The sequence below is a fragment of the Acaryochloris marina MBIC11017 genome, assembly GCF_000018105.1.
Lineage (GTDB): Bacteria > Cyanobacteriota > Cyanobacteriia > Thermosynechococcales > Thermosynechococcaceae > Acaryochloris > Acaryochloris marina.
Genome location: NC_009925.1, coordinates 2054653 through 2078215, shown reverse-complemented (window position 1 = coordinate 2078215; position 23563 = coordinate 2054653). Strand labels below are relative to the sequence as shown.

Annotated in this window: 22 protein-coding genes and 1 pseudogene; 13 read left to right on the top strand and 10 right to left on the bottom strand. The window is 48.3% G+C overall.

Going from position 1 to position 23563, the window contains the following annotated elements; translation table 11 throughout:
* Positions 1 to 10: 10 nt before the first annotated feature.
* The 6 genes from AM1_RS09335 (at position 11) to AM1_RS09310 (ending at position 8417) form a co-directional block, all read left to right on the top strand.
* The gene (locus tag AM1_RS09335; RefSeq protein ID WP_012162588.1) at positions 11 to 1765 is read left to right on the top strand and encodes an ABC transporter substrate-binding protein; all 1755 of its coding nucleotides are present in this window, start codon (positions 11 to 13) and stop codon (positions 1763 to 1765) included.
* A gap of 538 nt (positions 1766 to 2303) precedes the next feature.
* Positions 2304 to 3581, top strand: coding sequence for a S41 family peptidase (locus AM1_RS09330; RefSeq protein ID WP_012162587.1), 1278 nt, complete (start codon positions 2304 to 2306; stop codon positions 3579 to 3581).
* A 227-nt stretch (positions 3582 to 3808) separates the two neighbouring features.
* Positions 3809 to 4534: an SIMPL domain-containing protein gene (locus AM1_RS09325; RefSeq protein WP_012162586.1), complete on the top strand. Its 726-nt coding sequence runs from the start codon at positions 3809 to 3811 to the stop codon at positions 4532 to 4534.
* Between the two features lie 211 nt (positions 4535 to 4745).
* Positions 4746 to 6560 (top strand): ABC transporter substrate-binding protein, encoded by a 1815-nt coding sequence (locus AM1_RS09320; RefSeq protein ID WP_012162585.1) that lies wholly within the window; start codon positions 4746 to 4748, stop codon positions 6558 to 6560.
* Positions 6560 to 7492, top strand: coding sequence for an ABC transporter permease (locus AM1_RS09315; RefSeq protein WP_012162584.1), 933 nt, complete (start codon positions 6560 to 6562; stop codon positions 7490 to 7492). The genes AM1_RS09320 and AM1_RS09315 overlap by 1 nt, the downstream gene beginning before the upstream one ends.
* Positions 7493 to 7499: 7 nt before the next feature.
* Positions 7500 to 8417, top strand: coding sequence for an ABC transporter permease (locus AM1_RS09310; protein ID WP_012162583.1), 918 nt, complete (start codon positions 7500 to 7502; stop codon positions 8415 to 8417).
* A gap of 12 nt (positions 8418 to 8429) precedes the next feature.
* Here AM1_RS09310 and AM1_RS09305 read toward each other — a convergent pair whose 3' ends face one another.
* Together AM1_RS09305 and AM1_RS09300 are read right to left on the bottom strand one after the other, a co-directional pair.
* Positions 8430 to 8921 carry an anthrone oxygenase family protein gene (locus AM1_RS09305; protein WP_012162582.1) on the bottom strand — a complete coding sequence of 164 codons (492 nt, stop codon included), beginning with the start codon at positions 8919 to 8921 and terminating at the stop codon, positions 8430 to 8432.
* A 41-nt stretch (positions 8922 to 8962) separates the two neighbouring features.
* Positions 8963 to 9586, bottom strand: a complete 624-nt coding sequence (locus tag AM1_RS09300) for an NAD(P)-dependent oxidoreductase (protein ID WP_012162581.1) — start codon at positions 9584 to 9586, stop codon at positions 8963 to 8965.
* A 279-nt stretch (positions 9587 to 9865) separates the two neighbouring features.
* On the opposite strand from AM1_RS09300, the gene AM1_RS09295 reads away from it, so the two are divergent.
* Both AM1_RS09295 and AM1_RS09290 read left to right on the top strand, forming a co-directional pair.
* Entirely contained in the window at positions 9866 to 10618 is a 753-nt protein-coding gene (locus tag AM1_RS09295) for a hypothetical protein (protein WP_012162580.1), read from the top strand.
* 95 nt (positions 10619 to 10713) lie between these two features.
* A complete protein-coding gene (locus AM1_RS09290) occupies positions 10714 to 11415 on the top strand; it encodes an AraC family transcriptional regulator (protein WP_012162579.1) in 702 nt (233 codons plus the stop codon).
* A gap of 11 nt (positions 11416 to 11426) precedes the next feature.
* Here the strand turns inward: AM1_RS09290 and AM1_RS09285 are convergent, their stop codons facing one another.
* Positions 11427 to 12845: an IS4-like element ISAcma16 family transposase gene (locus AM1_RS09285; RefSeq protein ID WP_012162310.1), complete on the bottom strand. Its 1419-nt coding sequence runs from the start codon at positions 12843 to 12845 to the stop codon at positions 11427 to 11429.
* Between the two features lie 42 nt (positions 12846 to 12887).
* On the opposite strand from AM1_RS09285, the pseudogene AM1_RS09280 reads away from it, so the two are divergent.
* Positions 12888 to 13076 (top strand): annotated as a pseudogene (locus AM1_RS09280) (helix-turn-helix domain-containing protein); the annotation flags it as partial.
* Between the two features lie 459 nt (positions 13077 to 13535).
* On the opposite strand, the gene AM1_RS09275 reads toward AM1_RS09280, so the two are convergent.
* From AM1_RS09275 to AM1_RS09260, 4 genes are all read right to left on the bottom strand, one after another.
* Positions 13536 to 14069: a YIP1 family protein gene (locus tag AM1_RS09275; protein ID WP_012162576.1), complete on the bottom strand. Its 534-nt coding sequence runs from the start codon at positions 14067 to 14069 to the stop codon at positions 13536 to 13538.
* Between the two features lie 3 nt (positions 14070 to 14072).
* Positions 14073 to 15020, bottom strand: a complete 948-nt coding sequence (gene sppA / locus AM1_RS09270) for a signal peptide peptidase SppA (RefSeq protein ID WP_012162575.1) — start codon at positions 15018 to 15020, stop codon at positions 14073 to 14075.
* Between the two features lie 231 nt (positions 15021 to 15251).
* Entirely contained in the window at positions 15252 to 16526 is a 1275-nt protein-coding gene (gene serS / locus AM1_RS09265) for a serine--tRNA ligase (protein WP_012162574.1), read from the bottom strand.
* A gap of 166 nt (positions 16527 to 16692) precedes the next feature.
* Positions 16693 to 17211, bottom strand: a complete 519-nt coding sequence (locus AM1_RS09260) for a P-loop NTPase family protein (protein ID WP_012162573.1) — start codon at positions 17209 to 17211, stop codon at positions 16693 to 16695.
* A gap of 303 nt (positions 17212 to 17514) precedes the next feature.
* On the opposite strand from AM1_RS09260, the gene AM1_RS09255 reads away from it, so the two are divergent.
* Complete coding sequence (locus tag AM1_RS09255) at positions 17515 to 17973, top strand: GNAT family N-acetyltransferase (protein ID WP_012162572.1); 459 nt, start codon at positions 17515 to 17517, stop codon at positions 17971 to 17973.
* Between the two features lie 30 nt (positions 17974 to 18003).
* Here the strand turns inward: AM1_RS09255 and AM1_RS09250 are convergent, their stop codons facing one another.
* Positions 18004 to 18999, bottom strand: a complete 996-nt coding sequence (locus AM1_RS09250) for an alpha/beta hydrolase (protein ID WP_012162571.1) — start codon at positions 18997 to 18999, stop codon at positions 18004 to 18006.
* A gap of 480 nt (positions 19000 to 19479) precedes the next feature.
* Positions 19480 to 19878 carry a hypothetical protein gene (locus tag AM1_RS09245; RefSeq protein ID WP_041659516.1) on the bottom strand — a complete coding sequence of 133 codons (399 nt, stop codon included), beginning with the start codon at positions 19876 to 19878 and terminating at the stop codon, positions 19480 to 19482.
* Between the two features lie 200 nt (positions 19879 to 20078).
* Between AM1_RS09245 and AM1_RS09240 the strand changes: the two genes are divergently transcribed.
* The 3 genes from AM1_RS09240 (at position 20079) to AM1_RS09230 (ending at position 22564) form a co-directional block, all read left to right on the top strand.
* Positions 20079 to 20426 (top strand): tetratricopeptide repeat protein, encoded by a 348-nt coding sequence (locus tag AM1_RS09240; RefSeq protein ID WP_238549207.1) that lies wholly within the window; start codon positions 20079 to 20081, stop codon positions 20424 to 20426.
* Positions 20427 to 20531: 105 nt separating this feature from the next.
* On the top strand, positions 20532 to 21188 hold the full coding sequence (locus tag AM1_RS09235; protein WP_012162567.1) for a DUF4291 domain-containing protein: 657 nt from the start codon (positions 20532 to 20534) through the stop codon (positions 21186 to 21188).
* A 53-nt stretch (positions 21189 to 21241) separates the two neighbouring features.
* The gene (locus AM1_RS09230) at positions 21242 to 22564 is read left to right on the top strand and encodes a homoserine dehydrogenase (RefSeq protein WP_012162566.1); all 1323 of its coding nucleotides are present in this window, start codon (positions 21242 to 21244) and stop codon (positions 22562 to 22564) included.
* Positions 22565 to 22568: 4 nt separating this feature from the next.
* Here AM1_RS09230 and AM1_RS09225 read toward each other — a convergent pair whose 3' ends face one another.
* Positions 22569 to 23555 (bottom strand): MraY family glycosyltransferase, encoded by a 987-nt coding sequence (locus AM1_RS09225; RefSeq protein WP_012162565.1) that lies wholly within the window; start codon positions 23553 to 23555, stop codon positions 22569 to 22571.
* Positions 23556 to 23563 lie beyond the last annotated feature (8 nt).

Here is a 23563-nt window from a genome sequence, read left to right as displayed (position 1 = left end):
TGTGAACTGTATGGCTTTTCTGCGACGATGGGTGGCTTGGAGTTTGGTATTGGTAGTTGCGATCGCACTCCCTGGCTGTAGCCTCTCCCAATTCAAAACCCAAACGGCACGGGTCCCCCAGTATGTCGATACCCTACTGAGTGCCCCTAAAACGTTTAATTCCACGCAAAGTAAAGAAGCCAACAACGTCTTCGGCTTAATCTATGAAGGATTAACAACCCAGAATGGTCTAACAGGTGAGATTGAGCCTGCCCTGGCAGAGTCTTGGGAATTCTCTGCCGATAAACTCAAAATTATCTTTACCCTCCGACCGAATCTGAAATGGTCAGACGGGACTCCATTGACGGCGGATGATGTTGTTTTTTCCTATAACGATGTCTATCTGAATGAGGCCATTCCCACGGATACTCGCGATGTTCTTCGGGTTGGTAAAAATCGGGCCTTGCCCAAGGTCAGAAAACTAGATGACCAGCGAGTGGAGTTTTCGATTCCTGAACCCTTCGCCCCGTTTTTGCGAACGGCAGGCGCAATCAGCATTCTGCCTGCTCATGCCCTCAAGAAATTGGTGGATACACCAGATAGCAAAGGCAATCCTCAGTTTATTTCGGCTTGGGGTGTGGATACAGACCCCAAAGAAATTATCGTCAACGGTCCCTATCAACTGGAACGCTACGAAACCAATCAACGGGTTGTGTTTCGACGCAACCCCAATTATTGGCGCTATCAAATTCCGGGTCGAGCGAACGGTAACATTGAGCGCATTATCTGGAAAATTGTTGAATCCCCTGATACGGCCTTACTGCAGTTCCGCACCGGGGGCTTAGACTCAGTGGGGGTGCGGGCCAGTACGTTTTCTCTTTTAAAGCGGGAAGAAAAGTCTGGAAACTTTACCATCTATGAAGGCGGGCCCGATTTTGGTACAACCTTCGTTTTCTTTAACCTCAATCGGGGCCGCAGAAATAATAAGCCCCTAGTCAATCCCATCAAATCCCGATGGTTTAACAACGTTAAATTTCGGCAGGCAGTGGCCTATGCCATTGATCGGGAACGGATTCTCGCCAATACTTACCAAGGCTTAGGCTTGACCCAGAATTCTCCCATCTCTGTACAAAGCCCGTATTACCTGCCCCCAGAAGAGGGGCTGAAGGTATACGACTATGATCTCCAGAAATCCAAACAGTTACTCCAAGACGCGGGCTTTAAAACGAACAAACAAGGACAGCTTTTGGATGATCAGGGTAACAAAGTCCGCTTTACGCTGATGGCACCCGCAGGCAGTACCTTAGGTGCTCAGATTAAACAGGACTTATCCAAAGTTGGTATGAAGGTGGACTATACCCCCATCGCCTTCAACACAATGGTGGATAAATTAGATGACTCCCTCGATTGGGATTGCGCCTTGTTGGGGTTGACTGGCAGTTTGGAGCCAAATACTGGCGCGAATGTCTGGTCCCCAGAAGGGGGATTGCATATGTTTAACCAAAAACCTCAGCCTCCTAGTGAGCCGATTCAAGGCTTTACCGTGAGTGACTGGGAGCAAGAGATAGCCGATCTCTATATCGAAGGAGCCCAGGAATTAGATGAGGCCAAACGGAAAGCCATTTATGCCAAAACTCAACAAATTGCTCAGGAACACTTGCCCTTTATATACTTAATAAATCCGTTGGCCCTAGCAGCCGTTCGTAATAACTTTGAAGGAACCCAATATACGGCATTGGGGAAAGTCACTTGGAATATTCACGATATTCGGGATGTTGGTGAATGACCTGAGTGCTTTGAAGAGGGACTCCGAAGACCCAAAGGAGGGGGTTCGAATCAAAAAGACAGTATCAGTATCGGGTTAGCCGGGCCTCAAACTCGCTACACTAGGGGCAGAGATCAGTTCAGTGAAAGCATTTTGCTTCAGTAGTGTATTGTTGGCGTCTCCTATTATTTTGGGAGTGTCATTTCCTCTGCTTGCCCACCCCCTGCGCAATCCTCACCAACTGCACTAGCAACCTCTTCTCCAGCAAGGGCTGCAACAACAACAATTAAAGTTCCATCGCCAACTCCGGCTGAATCAACATCGACAAGTTGATGAGTTCTTAAATCAACGGCAGCAGCAATTTAGGCAGCAACTCAAACAAAGGCAGCAGCATCGAGATATTGAGCGTAAGCGGTTCTTACAACAGCGACCGATCAAACGATAGTGGGGAACTCCCAAAATGCCTGGGATAGTGGGGAACTCTAAATCCGGCTTACACCAGAATGGCGATCAATAGCCATCTTGGCAATGCAGCCCATTGTAGACGAGCCCCATCATCATGAAGACTGGTTTTGAAAAATTGAAGCTTTATAGAAGCCATCTTCTAAGCTTTTTTTTCGCGGCTGGGCTGGCATTGTGGTTGGCTCAGGGGTCGATGTCCTCTGTTTCTTCTCAACAGCCAGCCTTGCTGGATGCGGTTTGGAACACCGTCAATGAAAATTTTTATGATCCGGAATTCAATGGTTTAGACTGGGCAGCCTTGAAATCGCAATATGAGTCCCAGGTAGCCAAGGCATCATCTCGGGCAGAAAAAGCTGAGGCGATCAACGAGATGCTGGATCGGCTGCAGACCTCTCATACTCACCTGTTTACCGTGGATGAACCTGCTTACTATCAGGTACTGGGTATTTTTTATCCCCGCATTAAAGAATTACGCACTCAGCTCAAATCCACGTTTCCTGAGGGAAAGGTTCAGTACGAAGGCATTGGTATTGTCACCCAGGCGATTCAAGACAAAACTTTTATTAAAACTATCTTTGAAGGCAGTCCAGCTGCCAAGGCAGGTCTCAAAGTGGGAGACCAAATCGTGAATGTGGCAGGTCAACCTTTTCAGGCGATTCAGTCGTTTAAGGGCAAAGCAGACCAACCCATCAAGGTGCGAATTCAAAGAACGGCAGACCCTAACGATCAACAAACCATCACAGTAACGCCGAAGCGCTTCGATTGCACCCAGATGTTTGTCGAAGCCATCGCTAATAGTGTGCAGGTAATTGAAACGGATGGTCAACGCATTGGCTATATCCATGTTTGGTCCTTGGCTGGAGACCAGCATCAGCAAGAGCTAGAAGATGAAGTGATTTATGGTCGTTTGAAGAATGCCGATGCCCTTGTTCTTGATTTAAGAGATGGTTGGGGCGGAGATCCGATGACGGCACTTCATCTGTTCACGGCTAGAGGGCCCAGTTTGACCAGTATTAAAAGGCATGGGGCCACCTCGACCTACCAGGGACAGTGGGATAAGCCTGTCGTGATGCTCGTAAATGAAGGCAGTCGCAGCGCCAAGGAAATTTTGGCCTATGGCTTTCAGCAATATGAGATTGGCCCCGTTGTCGGGAGTCCCACGGCGGGGGCAGTGGTGGCTGGACGTCCCTATCTGATGCCAGATCAAAGTTTGCTATACGTTGCAGTGAGTGATGTGTATATCGATAAAACGGTTCGCTTAGAGGGGGTAGGCGTGACGCCAGATGTTGTCGTGCCCTTCCCTATCCCCTATGCCCAAGGTCAAGATCCCCAGAAAGACCGTGCGATCGCAATGGCGAGACAGGCCATCCAGTAGTCCTGCCACAATTGTTCACTCACATTGGTCGGTACTCTGAAATCATCATGCCTGGGCTATCCAAGCCTCTGTATCCAAGTGTTCAGGTGTATCTGAGAACATGCTTTTCGGAACCCAAAAAGTATATTAGGAGACAACTAAACTAACAGCTCTGGTGGGATGACGATTGTCCTTATGCAATGCCAACAGTGCTGTTCTGATTTCCAAATGACTCAACTCAATATCCTATGAAACATGTTGCTTGCTCTGGTCTGTTAGGTATAACGATGCTGTTAGGGCTATCGGGACCCATCTATGCCCAACCCCAACTGCCCACGATTTCAGAACGGCAGTATCGAGTGTTGTCGGTTACTGGGAAAGGGGCTGAAAATATTCAGACCACTGAAGCTCAAGTGCGATTGGGTGTAGAGGTTCAAGGCAGGACGGCAGAGGCAGTCCAGCAACAGGTCGCCAGCCGTTCGGCTGCCGTTGTCTCTCTTCTAAAGTCCCGTAAGGTGGACAAGCTGGAAACCACGGGAATTAACCTGAGCCCCAACTATAGCTCCAATAATGGTCAGCGACGATTGGTGGGCTATCGGGGGAGTAATGTGGTTAGTTTTCGGGTCGGTATTGAATCAGCGGGAGCACTCATGGACGATGCCGTGAAGGCAGGAGCATCCCGGATTGATAGCGTCTCGTTTGTTGCTGCAGAAGATGCGATCGCAACGGCTCAAAAACAAGCCTTAGCCAAGGCCACCCAGGATGCTCAAGCTCAGGCCAGGGCTGTACTAACTGCGCTCAATCTCTCTGCCAAAGACGTCATTAGCATCCAAATTAATGGGGCCAATGCTCCCGTGCCGCCTCCGGTTCCGTTTCAGGCAACAACTGTGTTTCGGGGAGAAGCAGCATCCACCCCTGTGGTCGGGGGTGAACAAACGGTAAGAGCCTCAGTCACGCTGCACATCAGATATTAACCATCGCTAGCAGCTTAGCTCCAGCCATTGTCGCTAGCGATAATGAGGTGGTTTCTGCTGTCTGAGAGGGCGAATTTTAGGCATCAGTGCCACAATACGATCTAATGGACACTCAGATTTGATCAAACCATAACTTCCCATTAATCTTGTCTCAACGGTTTGATGATGTCCCACTGATGGATTTGTCGTTAATGTAGCGTTGTCTGAATTTATGGCTGTAAAGAAAATTTCAATCTGGCAAAAAGCTCCCCAAGTTGTTTTATCGGCCCTACTGATTACCACAGCGGCAGTGCCATTGGGATGTCAGCCACGACAAGGTGCAGGGGATACGGGTGTCAAAGTTTTAGATACGTTTCGGGCGTCAGTTTATCGAAGCCTCGATCCCCCTAAGCAATTTGATGTGGCTTCCGCCCGGATTATCAGCAACATCTATGACCCTCTCTTGGAATATCACTATCTCAAACGTCCCTATGAGTTGGTACCCAACCTTTTAGAGACCATGCCAGAATTGGGCGAGGATAAGCTCACCTACACCTTTAAATTGCGGAAAGGCATCAAATTTCATGATGATCCCTGTTTCCCAGACGGCAAAGGTCGGGAACTGAATGCCGATGATGTGATTTACACCCTGAAGCGGTTTGCGGATGTCAATGTTAACCCCCAAAGTTACCCTACCCTGCTAGAAAATCGGATTAAAGGGCTAGATGAGTTTAGGGAAAAAACTCGGCAGCAAAAAGATCTCGACTATGACCAGGAAAACGTCCCAGGTATCGAAAAGGTAGATTCCCATACCTTCAAGATTGTCATGACTGAGCAGGATCCCCTGCTATTGATGTCTTTTGCGGCTAGTCCTCTCTCCATCGTTCCCAGAGAAGCCGTTGAAGAGTATGGCCGCAAATTGGAACACCACGGCGTCGGGACAGGGCCATATATCCTGGATAAAAATCCGCGCAAAGGGGTAATGGTGCTCAAGAAAAACCCCAATTATCATGGCACATACCCTACCGAAGGAGAGCCAGAGGATCAAAGCCAGGGGCTGCTAGAAGATGCAGGCGAAAAACTGCCCTTAATTGATGAAATTCGGATTCCTTTAATTGAAGAAGCGCAACCCCGAATGCTCAAATTTCTGAAGGGTGAGCTGGATTCCATTGGCATTGATCGAGATAATTTTTCCAAAATGGCTGAAAAGGTAGGAGAGAAATTTCAGCTAAAGGGTGAGTTCGCAGGTAAGTTCAACATTGCTTCGGCCAATGATCTGGCATCGTTTTACATCACCATTAACTTTAGAGATAAAACCTTTGGGCAAAATAAAGTGCTGCGTCAAGCCTTAGCCTATGCGCTAGATACCCCTACCTATATTGAGAAAATGGAAAATGGTCGGGGTCTTGCCCTCAACACCATTGTCCCCTTACCCATTGCGGGAAGTGAAGAAACGATTCCGGTGAAATGGTATTCCCATGATCCAACCCAAGCGAAAGCAAAGTTAAAAGAAGCAGGATATCCAGACGGTAAAGGATTACCGCCCATCACGATCTTGTATCCATCGCAAGATAAGATTACCAAGCAGAATTATGAGTTCTTACGCAATCAACTGGCCCAATCTGGCTTTCAGCTTAAAGGAGAGTTTTTAACCTTCTCTGAATTTCTGAAACGGAAGGAAGGCGGAAGTTTTCAGCTATCCAGTAGCGGCTGGGGGGCAGATTATCCGGATGCAGAAAACTTCTATCAACTGTTCTATGGCCCGAATAAGGCACCGGGACCGAATGCGGGGTCTTACCAAAATCCTGAATATGATCGGCTTTACGAACAGATGCGACGCATGTCTCCCGGTGCAGAGCGCAACAAAATTATTGAGAAGATGGCTTTGATTTTGAAAGAAGATGTACCGATTGTCTTTCTTAAAGCCCGGATTAATGTGGGAATGCGCCAGAAATGGCTCCTCAACTCCAAACCCAACCTGATGCTAGGCTCGACTTCTAAATTTTTGGATATCGATACTGAGGCCAAAGCCAAAGGATTGAAGTAATGGTTGGGTATATTATTCGCCGCTTGCTATACATCATTCCCACCATCCTGGGAGTTGCGGTCATTATTTTCGTGTTGTTCAACGTGGCCGGAGAAGATCCGGTAAGGATTGCCTTAGGCCAGCATGCAACCCCCCAAGCCATTGCAGATCTCGAAGCCCAATGGGGGCTAGATCAGCCACTCTGGAAGCAGTTTCTCGACTTTCTGCGCCAAATCGTGACGTTTGATTATGGAGAGTCCTATTTCACTGGCGAGAGACTGAGTGAAGCCTTCGCCAGTGGGGCTTTGGTATCACTGAGTTTGACGCTCCCTCCCTTCGTGTTGGGATTGGTGATCAATATCGTGATTGCGATGATGATCGCCTATTACCGAGGCACCTGGATCGATCGCTTTTCCACCGCCACCGCTGTGATTGCCATGAGCGTCTCCTACTTGGTCTATATCATTGCCATGCAGTACTTCCTGGCCTATGAGTTGGAATGGTTTCCCATCAATGGCTATGCCCCAGGATGGGATGCAATTCCTTATTTGGCTTTGCCTTGGCTGATTATTATCGTGGTCTCCATTGGGCCTGATGTGCGGATCTACCGCACCATTTTTCTGAATGAAATGCAGGCCAACTATGTCCGCACGGCTCGGGCCAAAGGGGTGAGTGAACGAGGGGTTCTGTTTACGCATATCCTCAAAAATGCCATGATTCCGATTCTGACCTTCACGATTGTGGCGGTTCCCTTTTTGATTTTGGGAGCCTTTTTGATGGAGCGATTTTTTAGTATTCCAGGCTTAGGCGATTTGATGATTTCAGCAATTAATAATGGTGATTTTCCGGTGCTGAAGGGCATGACGATGTATATCACCATTACCTATGCCCTGTTTAACCTAATCACTGACTTACTTATTGCTGCGGTGGATCCGCGCGTCAAACTAAATTGAGGACTCCATGACCCGCGTTCATAACCTTTATTGGGAAGCTGCCCAAAAGCTCAGCCGTCAAAAACTGGTTGTCATCTGCTTGGGGATTATCGCTATCTACATTTTGGTGGCTGTATTGGGGGGATTTAATGTCTTACCTGACTATCAGACTCGGGTGGGGGCAGAATATGAAGCCCCTTCGTTAGAACTCGCAAAATTACTCGGCACCGATCTGTTTGGTCGCTCTGTTCTCTATAAAATTTTGGCTGGAACTAAAACAGCAATGCTGATTGGAGTCTTAGTGACCAGCATCTCTGTTCCCATCGGTGTCATTTTAGGCGCCTTGGCGGGCTATTACGGGGGCTTAGTCGATGTTGGCATTGTCTGGCTGTATACCGTCATTAGTTCTGTACCCTACATTTTGATGGTAATTGCCATCTCCTATGTGATTGGTAAGGGGCTAGTGGCGATTTGTTTGGCTATGGGCCTGCTCGGTTGGGTGGGACTCTGTCGATTGATACGGAGCGAGGTACTTAAAACCCGCAATTTGGAATATGTGGCTGCTGCCCGAGTGATTGGGGCCAATGATCTTCAGATTATATTTAGTCATATCCTCCCCAATGTCATCCATTTGGCGATTATTAGTGCGTCCCTCCAAATTTTGGGCGCGATCAAGTCGGAAGTGATTCTGACCTATATCGGGGTGGGTATTCAGGATGGAGCGAGCTGGGGCGCCATGATTTCAGATGCTACTGGGGAGTTAGTTCAGGGCATTTGGTGGCCTTTGGCAGGGGTGGTGTTAGCCATGTTTTTGTTGATTTACTCCCTAAACGTTGTTAGTGATGCCTTACGAGATGCCTTGGATCCAAAATTGCGAGGCACAACTGAGGTAGCGGAAGGGGATTCCCAGTTTGAGGCCAAAGAAGCCGCGATTCAGAAGGCTTAGCTGACGATGGCCCTATACCTGTGGAGTTCTAAGGGCCAGGGTGAGTACTGCAGTCGCGGCTAGGGCAGCAGCAGTCCGGATATGATTCCAGAAGGTCCATTTCGACAGGTAGTGGTCCCAAAGACCCACTGCATCAGGGTTATCAGGTTGAACAATGGCCAAGGCATCATTCATCGGTACATTAAACTGCATGGTGACAAATAGCGTCCCAATCAGATACAACAGACACCCCACCAGCAGGTAAGCAGACTCCGGTTGTTGCCACTGAGTGAGTGAGAATACGGTAAGGCCCAGACAAGTGACTGCCGTTCCGAGAAACGCGATCATAAACCAAGGATTAATCACTGTGATATTAATGGCCTGCATCGCGGCAATCCCTTCTGAAGGCGGGCGTTGACCTAGAGCTAGTATCACAAAGGTCGAGAAGGCGAAGAACATCCTGGCAACAAGACCACACCCTAAAATTGAGAATAGTTTGATTGAGAACAAAAGTTGATTCGACATGACGACTCTCCGGTTGAATAACATTTGATGGACACTGTCAGTTAGTAGGACAAGCCTGGCGCTTTGTGCAAATAGGTATGGTCTTGCAGTTGCTGCAGCATAAAGTCAGCGACATCGGCTCTAGAAATGGTCAGGGTTAGCCCTTGTTGATCGGCTGGAAAGCCGTGCAGATAGGCTTCCGTTTGGGGTTCATCCGTAAATGCTGCAGGACGAACAATGGTCCAGTCCAGGTTGCTTTGTGTGACGTAGGTTTCTTGAGCCACATGATCTGCATAAGCAGGCCGCAATAGCAGCCCGAACATGATGTACTTCCAGAAGAAATCGAGATTGTCTCGGCTATCGCCAATCCCTAGCGTGGTCTGACAAATCAGACGCGATATAGAAACCTTCTCCATGGCCTGGACAATATGCCGAGTCCCTTCGGAGCGAATGACACCATTGCGACCCGCGCCGAGAGAACAGAGCACGGCGTCTTGTCCTTGCATGGCCCGCTCAACCGTAGGGAAATCCATGACATCTCCTTGAAAGAGCTGGAGATGAGGATTCTGGATATCGAGTTTCTGGGGATTGCGGGCAAAGGCTGTAACGGTATGCCCCTGAGCTAAGGCCTGTTCAACCACATGGCGACCCACGCTTCCTGTTGCGCCAAAAACGAGTAATTTCATAATGTTGCTCTCCTAAGTCAAGACAATCTCAGCTTAGGAAAACCCTTTAGATGCCACTATCACCCTCTTGCGACACTTTCACAATCTTGCGGCCAATTTCTAAACGACATGCCATTTACGATTGCCTGACCATTACATCGCCATAAATGGGATGCTCATCAGAATAGCTGAACCAACCGTTTTATGATTGACCTATATGTGGGATGAACAGAAGAAGGTGAACTGAGGTGTGTCGAGTTAGCATCGAATCAGTATCTGAATTGGCTCTCAATCCTTAAGATGTCGTCACCTAGACTCGATATTGATCAAGTTCTCCAAACCTATAGATTGCCAGGTTTACATCCTGATCTTCAGCCTTATCTATCAGAAAAGGGGCTGCACCATCCACTAGTGCATTTTGAATGGGCAATCTCTCCAAGACTTCATGCTCGTCTTAACAAGATCTATCAATATCGAAAAACAAGTGCTGCAAGAAAGCTTGAGCCAAATTTATGGCAGTCCTTTTATCCTGATTTAGATCTTTTTGAGCGCCTCCATAACTTTTACTTTGAAGAATTAGACAAGCCTGATTTCCCACAACGAGATCCTAAATACTTCGAAATGTTGGGCCAAATTTGGACAAACCCAGAGTCCTTGGGGCAATCATCATCATTTCTTGAACTAACGCTAGGTACTATGGTTGGTTTACCACTTAGCAAGCATGTTCACCATATGATGACGTCTGCTGAACAGAAAAAACTGACGGTATTACCAAAGGAATTAACAGTTTTCCGTGGCCATGATCATCCCTTACTACACGGCATCTCATGGACTCTCAATCTTGATATTGCTCTACAGTTTGCTGTGGGCAGTCCTCACCAATCATCTGTTTCCATTGGCACAGTCCAAAAATCAGATGTGATCGCGCTGATTGATCGGTGGGATGAGGATGAGCTGATTGTATTAACTAGAGATGTCTATGATATTGAGACGTATCCTATTGACGATCGGTGGTGCCCGATAGAACGTATAGCCCCCTGGCAGAAATCTTGATGATGGGCCATGGGAATCTGAATTCTGTAAGCAATTTCACTCGCGCAAATAGGTTGGAATTGTATAGTGGCAACTAACCCCATTGATTAGACATCGTGGACAAAACAGCACCACAACAAACTGCTGTCACGGCCTACCTCAATTTGCCAAGCTCAGAGCAAAAGGGGAAGGATATTCATGTCCACCAATTCCAAAATCCACCAGGAGAAGGACAGTGTCAGTTTGAGGCAGAACATACCCTGTTTATGTCATTGGCACCCCGTCCGCTTCACTATGTCCAATCCCAAGACGGCAACACCTTTACCGGCCTGATTCAGAAAGGAGATTTCTCCCTGGCACCGGCTGGCTCGCCATTTTTTGCGCGGTGGGAAGGGCATGAACATTGTCTAGAGGTGAAACTGACCGATCAGTTTGTCCGTAAAGTTGTCCAGGAAACTCTGGAACAAGATTGCGATCGCATTTCTCTAGTCCCCGGATTTCGGATGCGCGATCCGCAAATAGAGACCATCGCCATGATGCTGCTGACGGAAGGCCAGCAGAATACAGCGAGCAGCCTGATGATGGATTCCTTAGCCAATGTGTTAACGGTCCACTTGCTCAGGCAGTATGCAACGATCCAACCCCATTTACCGGTTTATGACGGCGGTATTCCCCAGCGCCAGCTTGCCCAGGTGTTGGACTATATGGATGTCCATCTAGAGCAAGATCTCAAGCTGGCTGACTTAGCGCAGTTGTTAGACATGAGCCAATTTCACTTTAGCCGTCTGTTCAAGCAATCTATGGGGCAATGGCACTGACTTAAGCTCAATCAAACAGCTAGCTTAGCTTTGAGAGCAGAGCGAGGTTGTCGCATTCGCGGGAAAGATTTGGGTCTGCGTTTGACGACTCTCGGTTCGTGCCGATTCGGTCGAGAGGGTAATAGATCGGCTGCCATGGTCTCAAGTAGATGAGTAAACAACCGCTTTCTGGTCGCACGGTTGGCTGTCGCCAACAAAGCAAGCATCTGATTGAAGTGTTGTCGTGCTCCTTGCACAGACAGTTGAGTTCTAGCATTATCTGCTAGCGGTGCCGCAAGTTCCATGAGACTTCTGAGTAGGTTATAGCCCAACAAATGTACCCAAATGTCCTTGCGCACCATATCCGGAGTTTTGGCACTGAGCATCTCCATTTTTAAGGTGGTTTTGAGATGGCGCAGATTGACTTCCGCCACTGGCCAACGCCAGCCATACAAGCGAGTCAGTTGCCCAGCGCTGTAGCGTTGAGCATCCAGCAGCGTCGTCACCACAATAATGTGCTGGTCGCGAAAGCCCTTAAGGGATAAGCGCAAACACACCTCTCTAACGACCAATGTTTGAGGAATCAGGGCAAAATCTTGCTCACTCATGTGCTCAGGCCGTTGGGCTGGCTTATGCCATGTCACCTGATGATCACCAATGCCATGCTTGTTGCCTTTGCGGAAATCAGTCTTGCGAGCATGATGTTTACGCAACACTCCATCAGCCCTGTGTTGTTGAATGATGGCTAGATCAACATAGCTGCCATAAGCTTGGTCCGCCATGACCACATCACCGACCTCAAGGTCTTGATAGAGCAAACGACTCATGACAATTTCACTGGTGTCCCAGGAGGCAATACAAGCTGACGCCACTGCACCGGTAACCAAACAGAAGAACACTACCAAGCGAGCGATGGGAAAACCACAGCCTGCTGTTTGATTGCCATGTTGTGGATATGATGCTTGGTTGGCCGCACTATCAGCCATCAACACGGTGGTTCCGTCGTAGACCTTGACGGGCCGACCACACCAGAGGTGCTCTGGGGAGAGGGGTTGCGCTAAGCACTCAGCGCTTTCGGGAATTAAACGTTGCAACAGTGACTCTGGAAAGCGACTTCTGGCTTTGCTGTAGGCTCCGGTATCAGATGAGGGCGGTTGGATGCCAGCCGCTGTGAGCCAAGTCGTGATGCATTTGACTGTGTTACGAAGGCTTTTATCGGCTGATAGCACTTGGTAAAGCATGGCCCACAGCGTAACGATGGGGCTATATATCCGGTTGCGATAGGAGAATGCTTCTTCTTTCAGGAGTTCCTCTAACCTTGAGGCTGGAAGGATATCTGTCCACGGTAAACCCAGGCTTTGGGAAAATTGCTGCTTGAGAATTTCGGCTGACTCAGACATAGTGAAAGGCAGAAGTTTATGGCGTGCAAGTCTTGATCCTATATCTATCAAGACTTGTAGCCTTTTCCTGACTTCTTAAGTCAGTGCCATTGATCTATGGGGCTTTCTCCCTTTCAATATTTGCTGCAGCAGCGGGTAGAGCGGGCCAAACAGCTTTTAAAGCAAACCGATCAGCCCATTGTCGATATTGCCTTCGAGTGTGGTTTTAGCAGCCACAGTCATTTAAGCAGGCAGTTTCGACAGGTGACGGGAATGACTCCGAAAGTCTATCGAGTCAGTTGAAGCATCGGTCGGTGATTCCAATCAGGCGAGGTGGCTGTTGTCTAAGTCAATGAACCACGAAAAAAGCAGCACAGTTGACCCTGAGCTGCTGTTGGTTATGTTAGGAGGTATGTTGAAAGTTAATTGCTGCAAATAAGAGCAAAAGTTACTGAGGTTTATTTCGGCGCTTTTCCCCTTGAGCGAGGTAGGTAATTAAACCGAAGGCGGCCAAGAATTCACAGACCATAATGGTCCAAAATATTGTGCTAGTTGGCTCTTGAAGCATGATGAGGCCCTGCGTGGTTGTGACTGTTCAAAAGAATTAATTGCTTAATTCTATTGTTTCCAAAATGCTATCAAAATCGCCTGGGTAGATGCACTGAAAAATGCCAGGGATCGGTATCTTTTTATTAAAAAACCAGCGATTTTCATTATGAATTATTGCGGTCGATGAAAAAGTGTTTATACATCGCCGTTTCGCTACAACCCCAATATCAAAACGAGGGGCCAGAGAATAAATCCTAACCACGCCAGCATCGACGTTACAGCCGTAAAGATAACCGTCAATAAAGCTTTCCCCCACTGGAGTTGATGGGCTTGGCCGATGGATCGCGTCAGGGTGACCAGCGTCCCAATCAGGACGACTAGCCCCAATAACAGACCTAAAAATTGACCTAAAATACCGGGCCACTGCGAAGCTGCGATCGCAGGTCCAGAGATCATCAACGGCCACAACCCCAGCAGGACTGCCCGTAAGCTCTCCTGAGCTGAACCTTTGCCTCCCAAGAGTTGAGCAAAAAAGTTAAAGGCAGCGGCTAACCACAGCCCCCCTAACAGACCTGCCACCAAAAACAACAGGAAGAAAACAATTACTCCCCCAATGCCTGCCCCCACTTTGCCAGCTGCATTCAAGGACAGAATGCTGAGAAGCGCAAAGCCAATCAGAATCGAGACAGATTGGTTATTCCGGGAGGATTGAGCACCAAAGAACGTCGTAAATAGAGCATCTAGCATCGCTTACTCCATGATCGTTAGCGGGATCTTATGCCAACGCGGCCATTGGGATTTGGAAGAGAGCCATTCCGTCGTTAGCTGGGGAAAGGATTGATTCGACGTGGAGAGAAATGGACCGAAATCTCCAAATAAGCTGCCTTTGCCAAAATCCTTGACCTTGGGGTCACCGGAAATATTGGCTAGCTCCGCCGTTTTGTCCAACGCGTCATAGTAATTCCCCAGGGAATCTACCAGCTTGTTGTCTTTGGCTTGAGTCCCCGTATAAATACGACCATCGGCTAAGGGCTTCAGTTTTTCCAAGGGCATCCCCCGTCCGGCAACAATGGCATCTAAAAACTGCTGATAAGAATCATCCACGATGGACTGCAGAATTTTTCGTTCTTCGGGTTTCGTCTCTCGGAACGGCGACAGAATATCTTTTAAGGGGCCACTGGTAAAGGTGTTGGTTTGGACCCCCACTTTATCAAGGAGAGAGGTCACATTTTGGGTTTGCACAATCACCCCAATGGATCCGGTGATCGAAGAAGGATTCGCCACAATATGATCCGCGGCACTGGCAATGTAGTATCCTCCTGAAGCAGCGACATCCCCCAAGCTGGCGACAATTTTAATATCCGTATCCTTGCGGGTGCGCATTAGCTCTTCGTACACGGCCTGGGATGCGGCGGCTGTGCCTCCCGGACTGTTAATCCGTAGCAGGATGGCTTTAATTCCATCATCCTCTCTAGCTTTTTTGATATTGCTGATCAGCTTATTGGCATTGGCCCCTTCACCCGAGCTGAAAGGCCCACCAGACGCTTCATCGCTAATCACGCCATAAACATTGATTTGGGCGACATTCGCAGAGCCCTGGTCTTTGCTTTTGTTAACCGATCCACCTAACCAGTTACCTAAAGCTGCAATCAAACATAACGTCACTAACGCTAAGGCTAGGACACGATTCAGACGCATAGAAGATTATTCTCCCTTTACTGAACATGGGTGAGGAACGAAACTGCTCGATGATTAGACACCTGACCCTATCACCAGGGTTCGACTGTTTTTATAAGCTTTTCTGGCAATATAGACGAAATTACAGTTGCTGCCTGGGCAATGCCAAATAACTCATCTTAGTAACGCTTACAGACAGAAATTCCCCCATCAGTGTCCCACCCATTGTAGAAGGTCCGTCCCTACGGGAGTTTACAAGACTTTGCGTTTTAAATAGGGTTGCAAGACATCGGGGACTTGAACGCTGCCATCCGGCTGTTGATAATTCTCTAGTACAGCAGCCATGGTCCGACCGACTGCTAAGCCTGAACCATTGAGGGTATGGACAAACTGAGTCCCTTTTTGCCCAGATTCCTTAAAGCGAATATTCCCTCGCCTGGCTTGGAAATCTAGAAAGTTGGAGCAGCTCGAAATCTCCCGATAACAATCGGCTGAAGGGAGCCAGACTTCCAGGTCATAGCATTTAGCAGCAGAGAATCCTAAATCCCCCGTACAGAGCTGCAACACTCGGTAGGGCAGCTTCAAGGCTTCGAGGATGGCAGCCGCGTTTTTAACCAGGGCCTCATGTTCAGCAGCAGACGTACTGGGATGGACCAGCTTTACCAGTTCCACCTTATTAAACTGATGCAATCGAATTAGCCCTCGGGTATCGCGGCCGTAGCTGCCTGCTTCTCGGCGAAAACAAGGGGTATAGGCGCAGTGAAAAATGGGCAGATCATCGGCATTGATAATCTCATCCCGATAGAGGTTGGTGACGGGAACTTCAGCCGTTGGGCTGAGCCACAAATCATCCTCAGCACATTTGAAACTTTCTTCGGCAAATTTGGGCAGTTGTCCAGTGGCCGTTAAGGAGTCACTGTTAACGAGAACGGGTGGTAAAACTTCGACATAGCCCGCTTCCACCTGCTGGTCGAGCATAAATTGAATCAGGGCGCGTTCAAGGGCAGCCCCCGCCCCCACCAAGGTGGCAAAGCGGCTTTGAGCGACTTTAACGGAGCGCTCAAAATTCAAAATCCCCAGGTTTTCGCCAATCTCCCAGTGAGCGAGCTTGGCGTTTTTAGGAATATATTCGTCCCCCCAGCGACTCACTTCGACGTTAGCGGTTTCGTCTTTACCGACCGGCGTATCATCACTGGGTAAATTCGGTATCGTTAACAGCAGCTCACCAATTTCAGCTTTAAGATCACGCTCTTTCGGCTCTAAATCGCTGAGGGTGGCTTTGACGGTACTGCCTTCCTGCCGCAGGTTTTGAATCTCAGGATCCTTGGGATTAGCGCCCCCTTTCATCCGTTCACCAATGGTTTTACCAATTTGGTTACTTCGGGCTTGCAGTTGCGATCGCTCGGTTTCTAGTTCACGCTGTTTTTGATCCAGGTCCAAAATAGCCTGCAAATCATAGTCACCTCGTCGACTGAGGCACTCTGCAAAGGCTTCAGGATTCTCCCTTAGCTGCTTTAAATCAATCACGTCTTAACTTTTCCGCTGCGCGATACCGACAATTTAACAGGATATACCGGATACAGGTGTAACGATCAGCTTTGGAGATGGCAGGTCGTCTCTACCCCAGTCGCGGCAACTAATTGAGCAATATGAGCTGCCGCGTCTATGCTTGAGCCCGCCAGAAATTCAGGCCTTATGAGTTGACCACCGTGGTTAAAAACGCCGAGATATCAGAGACCGATCGGAGATGATAGACCGTTTGAGTCTCCCTGGCTTGTTGCACGAAATTGCGATATCGCGGTGTCAGATGCCGATGGCATAACCACAGGGTCCGATAACTATTCAGGCTGCTCTCGAGGATGGGGCTTTGTTCTGGCCAGCTCGAAGGGGGTTGCACAAACCCTGTGACCATCCGCTTGGTCACCCAGGCAAAATGGATATACAACGGCAAATTCAGATAAACCAGAGTGTCAGCGGCCTTCAGCCGTTCCCATAAGGTCTCCATGCAGCCAAACCCATCGATCACCCAGGTCTCTTCCCGCAGAAGCTGATCGTGCGTTTGTCTATAAACCGCCTGAGGTACCTTCTCACCTCCAGCTTTGTATTGGATTTTGTCTAAGACATAGAGGGGTAACCCCGTTAACTCGGCTAATTGAGCGCTAAGGGTGGATTTCCCACCACCGGAATTGCCAAAGACTGCTACTTTTTTCATGATTGACCTCCTGAGTTGCCTCAAAGCAGGCCCATAAAAAAACCGCCTTGAGGCGGGTTTCTAAATGCTCGAAATGATTAGATACGACGTTGAACCCACCACTGATTAAGGAATGGCGGTAATAATCAATCCGTTGTAGGACGGGCGATAATTCATCGTCGCACTTGCAAAAGCTAAGATACAAAATCTTTCTCACAGGCTAGCATGGCTTCTTTCAATTTGGCCATGGCTGATATCCCCTCATTCAGACCGTAAGCCCACGCTACCGTTGAGCTAAGTCCTGATACCTAGGGGGTATTGGCCATGACCGTCACCATTCGCCTTCTCCAGCCTGACCAAATTCATGTCCTTGACTGTGTGGCACCCGATGTTTTTGACTATCAGCTGAATCGAGCATGGAGTGCAGCCTTTATGGCTGATCCTCGTCACCACATTGCCGTAGCCTGTGATGACCAGCGAGTGGTGGGGATGGCCTCAGCGGTGACGTATTTCCATCCTGATAAACCCATTCAACTCTGGATTAATGAAGTGGGAGTATCCCCTCGTTATCAGAGACAAGGCATCGGACGTCAGTTATTGCAGACCCTGCTTAACTTGGGGCGAGAGTTAGGCTGCCAAGAAGCTTGGGTTGGCACTGAGGCTGACAATACACCGGCTTGCCGACTATATGAGTCAGTTGCAGGCACAGCTGAAGACTTTGTGATGTACTCCTTTAATTTGGCAAAGGAGCAAGATAGGGCGTCTTCTCAAAATCAGATTTAGTCGTTGACAAGGGAAGAGCAACATTCCCTGCTAGTTGAAAGTGACTAAGCTTGAATCTAAGACAACATTCCGCTGTCCATTAGGCGTAATAATTCGCCCTCTTTGCATCGTGGCATGCATATGTCTGAGGACTAACCCAGGATTCCCCTGAACGTCACTGGCAAAATATCCATGGCCGGGTAAATCATATCGATTGTTAAAGTCTCCGCAGTCAAACGCAAAGACATTATCAGGTACTGCATTCATGTTTTCTGGCCCTTTTTGACCTAACCGTCTTGAGGCGACCAGATTGCCTATATTAATAATTGCAGTCGTTCGTAATGCCCAATCGTCAGAGGCATAATAAACGGCTACATTTCTGGCAGACGATGGAATCCACTGTCCTTCTTCTCCTACTTCAAGGGCTTCATTGACAATATCGGATGCTGATAGAAAAATACTCCGAAAAATCAGCGGAAAGCCATCTACTTGAAAATATTGAACAGCGCGATTAAGGGCACCACGTAGCACTCGGGCCCCCATGGAGTGGCTCAGAATATTCAAGTTTTTGTTGAAGGGAGCATTCTGGCCATCATTGCGGTTACTCAGCCATGAAAAAAACCATTCAAAAAAACGCATAAATGCGATGCCACTGGCATCGGCTGCCATCTGATCACCAAAGTAATCTTGTAAGGGACCAGAGTCGTTATCGCATGGCCAAATGAGGGGAACAACCCGAATACTTTTGCCCCCAAGAGCATTGAAGTGTTGCTGTAATTCTTCTGTCCGAGAAAAGATTACTGGCTCAGGTAAAGTGGAGTATCCGTGGATATAGAATAAGATTTCTTCTGCTGGATCGGCTTCTAGGGCATCAAAGAAAGCAGAGTGCCCAATCTCTGTGTAGCTATTCGTATTCTTTCGACGACAAAAAGAAATAGATTGTCCAGCTTGGTTGTCATCCAAGTTAAAGTCAACTGAGCGGGGGAATTGAGGATTTCGGGTGCGAGAAGGACCTTGGATAAAGGTGCGATTAGTAGCAAATAGCATGTTGATTAAAGCCTTCTAGATATGATTAGGATTTTGTAGTTTGATGGAGAAAATTTAGAGATATTCTTTTTGGTATTGAATCATTTTTTCAGATATTTTTTGATGGAGATGCTCAGTAAGAATGGCATGTTTACTCCCTCGAGAACCTTTACTATTGAGAGTGTCACCAAAGACTTTTCTGATTTGTTGAAACTTAGCTGCTAGACAAATCCAGTCCTTTTCATTTCGAAAGTCAATAGACCTCTTGTAATATTCATTTCACGATGTACTACGGATAGCTACCAAGCGTTCATCTCAAGAAGCTTGGGTTGGTACTGAGACTCAAAACATACCGGTTGGTCGACTATATGAATCGGTTTCAGGCAAAGCTGAAGACTTAGTGATATATCCCGTCAACCTGGCAGAGGGGAGGAATAGAGACTTGCTGCAGGAATAGGCAGTTGGGAGGAGGGTAACTTCTTTCTTCTGCAAGTATGTCGGCTACAAGTCAGGGCTATCAGGCCAGCCTTTGGATGCAGCCATTGCAATCTTAATTCGAGTCAATGCTTCTGGGACACCGATTGCCATAAAGGTAACATGCGATTCCGGCACTGGAAGTTCGCCTTCTGGAGGATGGTATGACATTCTGAAGCATCCATCATAGTAGTGCTCGATTATGACATGATTGATGCCAGCATTATATTCGGGTACTGACATTAGGCACAGAGAATCGTGTGAAGTTAGGCCCCAAACATTGGTGCTTGGCAATTCAGCATCGAGTTTTGGAATCAGGTCACGCATTGCAGCGTACCATTTGCGAATCTGTTCGCTATCCGATTCGTTGTCATGATAATGGTCAAGTATGTTCCCAACTTGCGATTCTGAGCGGATTAGCGGCATGGATGACAATCCTTCATGGGATGACTATGGTTATCTGTCATGTGATGTATTGCAGCCCTATATACAGATATTAGATACCAACCGCTTCCTCTAGGAATTTAGAGAACAACAGTGTTAGACAACTTGTAAGGTGTCCTATGGTTCAGAAAATGTACTACAACGATTCCCAAAATCATCGCCAAAGGTAAAAACTCACCACCATGAGCTGCCATTACTGTGCTGAGCGTCCATTGCATCCAAAACTAGAAGCTGGTCAGGTAGCCTACACTCAACATCAGTATGCCGAAGCCTTTCAGCTACTTTCGCTGCTAGCCTACCAAGGGTACGTGACTGCCCAATGCCTGCTCGGCTCAATGTTTCAGCTGGGCTTAGGGATTGAGCGAGATAGTGCTGCAGCAAAACAATGGTATCAACAAGCAGGTTTGCAAGGCTGCGCCTTGTCTTTCCATAATTTGGCTACGATTTACGAGGTAGACGATCAAAATCCGGCAATGGCTCAATATTACCGTCAACAAGCCAAGGATATGGGATGTGAGCTTATGGAGTAAGGGGTTTAATTCCTGGTGCTGAATTGAATGAGATAGATGGACAGTAGGCCATGAACTAGTTATACTACATTGTAGTATTTCATTCGCCTTCTATTTCAATTGGCTATGCCTTTGCGCACCGAACCTTATCTCCATCAAAAAGACCGCTGGCCCCAACAAGGACGAGTAATCTTGGCCCAATACGATACCGATTCCATTGTGGTGTATCAGGCCTATCGACCTGCCATTGGTAACTTTGCCGCTCAACACGGTTACTTCGGTGGTGAGTTTAAGCTCTCACGCATGACCTGGATAAAGCCTAACTTTTTGTGGATGATGTATCGCTCAGGTTGGGGAGCAAAACCTGGTCAAGAGGTCGTCTTGGCGATTCGCTTGCAACGATCTGCATTTGACTCGATTTTGGCTCAGGCCGTTCATTCATCCTTTCAGTCTGGACTGTACGATAGCCAAGAATCTTGGCAAAAGGCGGTTCAGACCTCTGATGTGCGTTTGCAGTGGGACCCAGATCATAATCCAGCTGGTCATAAGCTGGAGCGGCGAGCGATTCAATTGGGCTTGCGGGGAGACGCGATTCGTAAGTATGCCCAAGAGTGGATTCTCGACATTGAAGATATTTCGGACTTTGTGGCAGATCAGCGGCAGCATGTGGTGTCTGGCAACTATGAAGCCCTCCTAACGCCTGCTGAAGCCCCCTATCCCGTATCAGATTTGAAGACGGCCCACCGATTGCAAGTCCCGCAAATTTTCCCTATATCTTGTTGAAGACTTGAATCTGAATGTCACAATAAAGTTTGTGATCGAGATGGGGCATAACCGTGGGTTTCAAAATTGGCTTACTTGGATTAGGAACCGTAGGTACAGGAGTGGGCGAGATCTTTGCTAACCCCAAAGGCCGACATCCCCTCTTGCAAGAGCTTGAAATTGCCAAAGTTGGGGTGCGGTCCTTAGAGAAAGCGCGCAGCCTAAATCTCCCGACTGAGGTGCTCACCACGGATCTCAACGCCATCGTCAATGATCCCACCATCGATATGGTGGTTGAAGTCATTGGTGGTCTTGAACCCGCTCGGTCCCTGATTCTAGAAGCCATCGCTCAAGGGAAGCATGTGGTCACTGCCAACAAAGCCGTGATTGCCCGCTTTGGCGAGGAAATTTTTCAAGCCGCAACTCAAGCAGGCGTCTACGTCATGATTGAGGCAGCAGTGGCGGGTGGGATTCCGGTGATTCAGCCCCTCAAGGAATCTCTAGGCGCCAACCGGATCCATACCCTCATCGGTATTCTGAATGGCACCACCAACTATATCCTCACCAAGATGCAGCAGTCGGGAGCAGCCTTTGACGATGTGCTGGCGGAAGCCCAAGAACTTGGATATGCCGAAGCAGACCCCACTGCGGATGTGGATGGCTTAGATGCTGGCGATAAAATTGCGATTCTGGCCTCCCTGGCCTTTGGAGGGCGGATTGACTTAGAGCAGGTTCATCGGGAAGGCATTCGCCAGGTAAGTGCAGCGGATATTAACTATGCCAAGAACCTGGGATTTGTAATCAAACTACTTGCGATCGCAAAAGTGCCTCCCACAACTGCCGAGCTGCCGCCGCCTCAATTAGAGGCCCGTGTTCATCCCACATTAGTTCCCGTCGATCATCCCCTAGCAAACGTCAATGATGTCTATAACGCCCTGCTAATCGAAGCCAATCCGTTGGGACAAGTGATGTTCTTTGGTCCCGGAGCAGGGGCTGGGCCGACGGCGAGTGCCGTGGTTGCCGATTTGATTAATATTGCGGCTTTGCTCAAAACAGGTATCGTCGCCAATGATCCAGAGTCCTCTCGCATCCACCCGTTGCTGGCTTGTTCCCACCAGCATTACTGCAATATTGCACCGATGAATGATCTGGTGACCCGCTTCTATGCTCGGTTTTTAACCAAAGATCATCCAGGGGTGATTGGCAAGTTAGGGACTGTCTTTGGTAATCACGGCGTCAGCTTAGAATCTGTTGTCCAAACGGGCATCAAGGCCGAGCTAGCTGAAATTGTGGTGGTCACCCATGATGTCCAAGAAGGTAATTTCCATCAAGCCTTAGACGAAATTCGCCAGATGGAAGCCATTAGCTCTATTCCCAGTCTGCTGCGTGTTTTGTAGAGACTTAATTACTGAGAGATTTGTGAGTACTTAGATATCGTTCCGCGATTAGAATTGCGATCGTAACTCCGATCAAGCTGATCCAAGCGCCCAAACTGCCATAGCCGTAAATGAGCAGGGCCAATGCCACCGTCACGCCCATATAGACCGCGGCCACTCTACTGTGACTCCACTTCGCTTGATGTAGCCGCTGATAGATATGGCTACGGTGGGCCTTGAAAATATTTTCACCCCGAATCGCTCGACAGAACAGAGTGTAAATAGCATCGCCCGTAATCGGTAGGGTGATAGCCAAAGCGGACCAACTCTGTTCGACGGTGCCCGTTTGGTTGAGCAGCGTAATCGCCATCACCGCCCCTAGAAAGGTGCTGCCCACATCCCCCATAAAAATTTTGGCTGGGGACCAGTTCCAATAGAGGAAGCCAATCAAGGCCGAAACCAACAGCCAGAGAACAGGTTCTTGGGACCAAACGGCCATAAAGCCTAGCTGGACTGCGCTGACGCCAGCCACTAAGCCATCCATACCATCCATAAAGTTGTAGAAATTGATCAAGGCAGTGAGGCCAATGATCGTGGTTGCGATCGCAACCCCAAAACCAACGGTGCCCAAAGACTCTAGCCAGGGCTGAGGAAAGGCATTGCCCTGGCTGACAATCATGCAAGCTACTAAGAGCTGGACGGCATATCTTAAGGTCGAGGACAAATTTTTCCAATCATCCATACAGCCGACCCCAACGAGAAAGGTCAAGGGCAACCAGACTGGATAAGCAAACGTAATCTGGGGGTCGCTCAATAAGGTTTGGCTGAGGTAGGCGGATACTGCAAACGCCATAATAAAGCCCAACCCGCCGCCCCTGGGAGTGGGTTGGGTATGGGAGCTACGCTCATTGGGAATATCGATCAGGATTTGCTTGAGGGTTTTGGTCAATGCATAAACCCCAATCATGCTGAATATGCAGCTTACTAGACAACAAACAACGATAAAGACCATGAATCCTT

Bases quoted from the DNA above. Each gene is read 5' to 3' on its own strand.
- AM1_RS09305 (WP_012162582.1), bottom strand. From the start codon at position 8,921: ATGTCGAATCAACTTTTGTTCTCAATCAAACTATTCTCAATTTTAGGG.
- AM1_RS09315 (WP_012162584.1), top strand. From the start codon at position 6,560: ATGGTTGGGTATATTATTCGCCGCTTGCTATACATCATTCCCACCATC.
- AM1_RS09240 (WP_238549207.1), top strand. From the start codon at position 20,079: ATGAGCTGCCATTACTGTGCTGAGCGTCCATTGCATCCAAAACTAGAA.
- AM1_RS09250 (WP_012162571.1), bottom strand. From the start codon at position 18,999: ATGCTATTTGCTACTAATCGCACCTTTATCCAAGGTCCTTCTCGCACC.
- AM1_RS09310 (WP_012162583.1), top strand. From the start codon at position 7,500: ATGACCCGCGTTCATAACCTTTATTGGGAAGCTGCCCAAAAGCTCAGC.
- AM1_RS09335 (WP_012162588.1), top strand. From the start codon at position 11: ATGGCTTTTCTGCGACGATGGGTGGCTTGGAGTTTGGTATTGGTAGTT.
- AM1_RS09260 (WP_012162573.1), bottom strand. From the start codon at position 17,211: ATGAAAAAAGTAGCAGTCTTTGGCAATTCCGGTGGTGGGAAATCCACC.
- AM1_RS09225 (WP_012162565.1), bottom strand. From the start codon at position 23,555: ATGGTCTTTATCGTTGTTTGTTGTCTAGTAAGCTGCATATTCAGCATG.
- AM1_RS09320 (WP_012162585.1), top strand. From the start codon at position 4,746: ATGGCTGTAAAGAAAATTTCAATCTGGCAAAAAGCTCCCCAAGTTGTT.
- AM1_RS09245 (WP_041659516.1), bottom strand. From the start codon at position 19,878: ATGCCGCTAATCCGCTCAGAATCGCAAGTTGGGAACATACTTGACCAT.
- AM1_RS09255 (WP_012162572.1), top strand. From the start codon at position 17,515: ATGACCGTCACCATTCGCCTTCTCCAGCCTGACCAAATTCATGTCCTT.
- AM1_RS09300 (WP_012162581.1), bottom strand. From the start codon at position 9,586: ATGAAATTACTCGTTTTTGGCGCAACAGGAAGCGTGGGTCGCCATGTG.
- AM1_RS09235 (WP_012162567.1), top strand. From the start codon at position 20,532: ATGCCTTTGCGCACCGAACCTTATCTCCATCAAAAAGACCGCTGGCCC.
- AM1_RS09275 (WP_012162576.1), bottom strand. From the start codon at position 14,069: ATGCTAGATGCTCTATTTACGACGTTCTTTGGTGCTCAATCCTCCCGG.
- sppA (WP_012162575.1), bottom strand. From the start codon at position 15,020: ATGCGTCTGAATCGTGTCCTAGCCTTAGCGTTAGTGACGTTATGTTTG.
- AM1_RS09330 (WP_012162587.1), top strand. From the start codon at position 2,304: ATGAAGACTGGTTTTGAAAAATTGAAGCTTTATAGAAGCCATCTTCTA.
- AM1_RS09295 (WP_012162580.1), top strand. From the start codon at position 9,866: ATGTCGTCACCTAGACTCGATATTGATCAAGTTCTCCAAACCTATAGA.
- AM1_RS09325 (WP_012162586.1), top strand. From the start codon at position 3,809: ATGAAACATGTTGCTTGCTCTGGTCTGTTAGGTATAACGATGCTGTTA.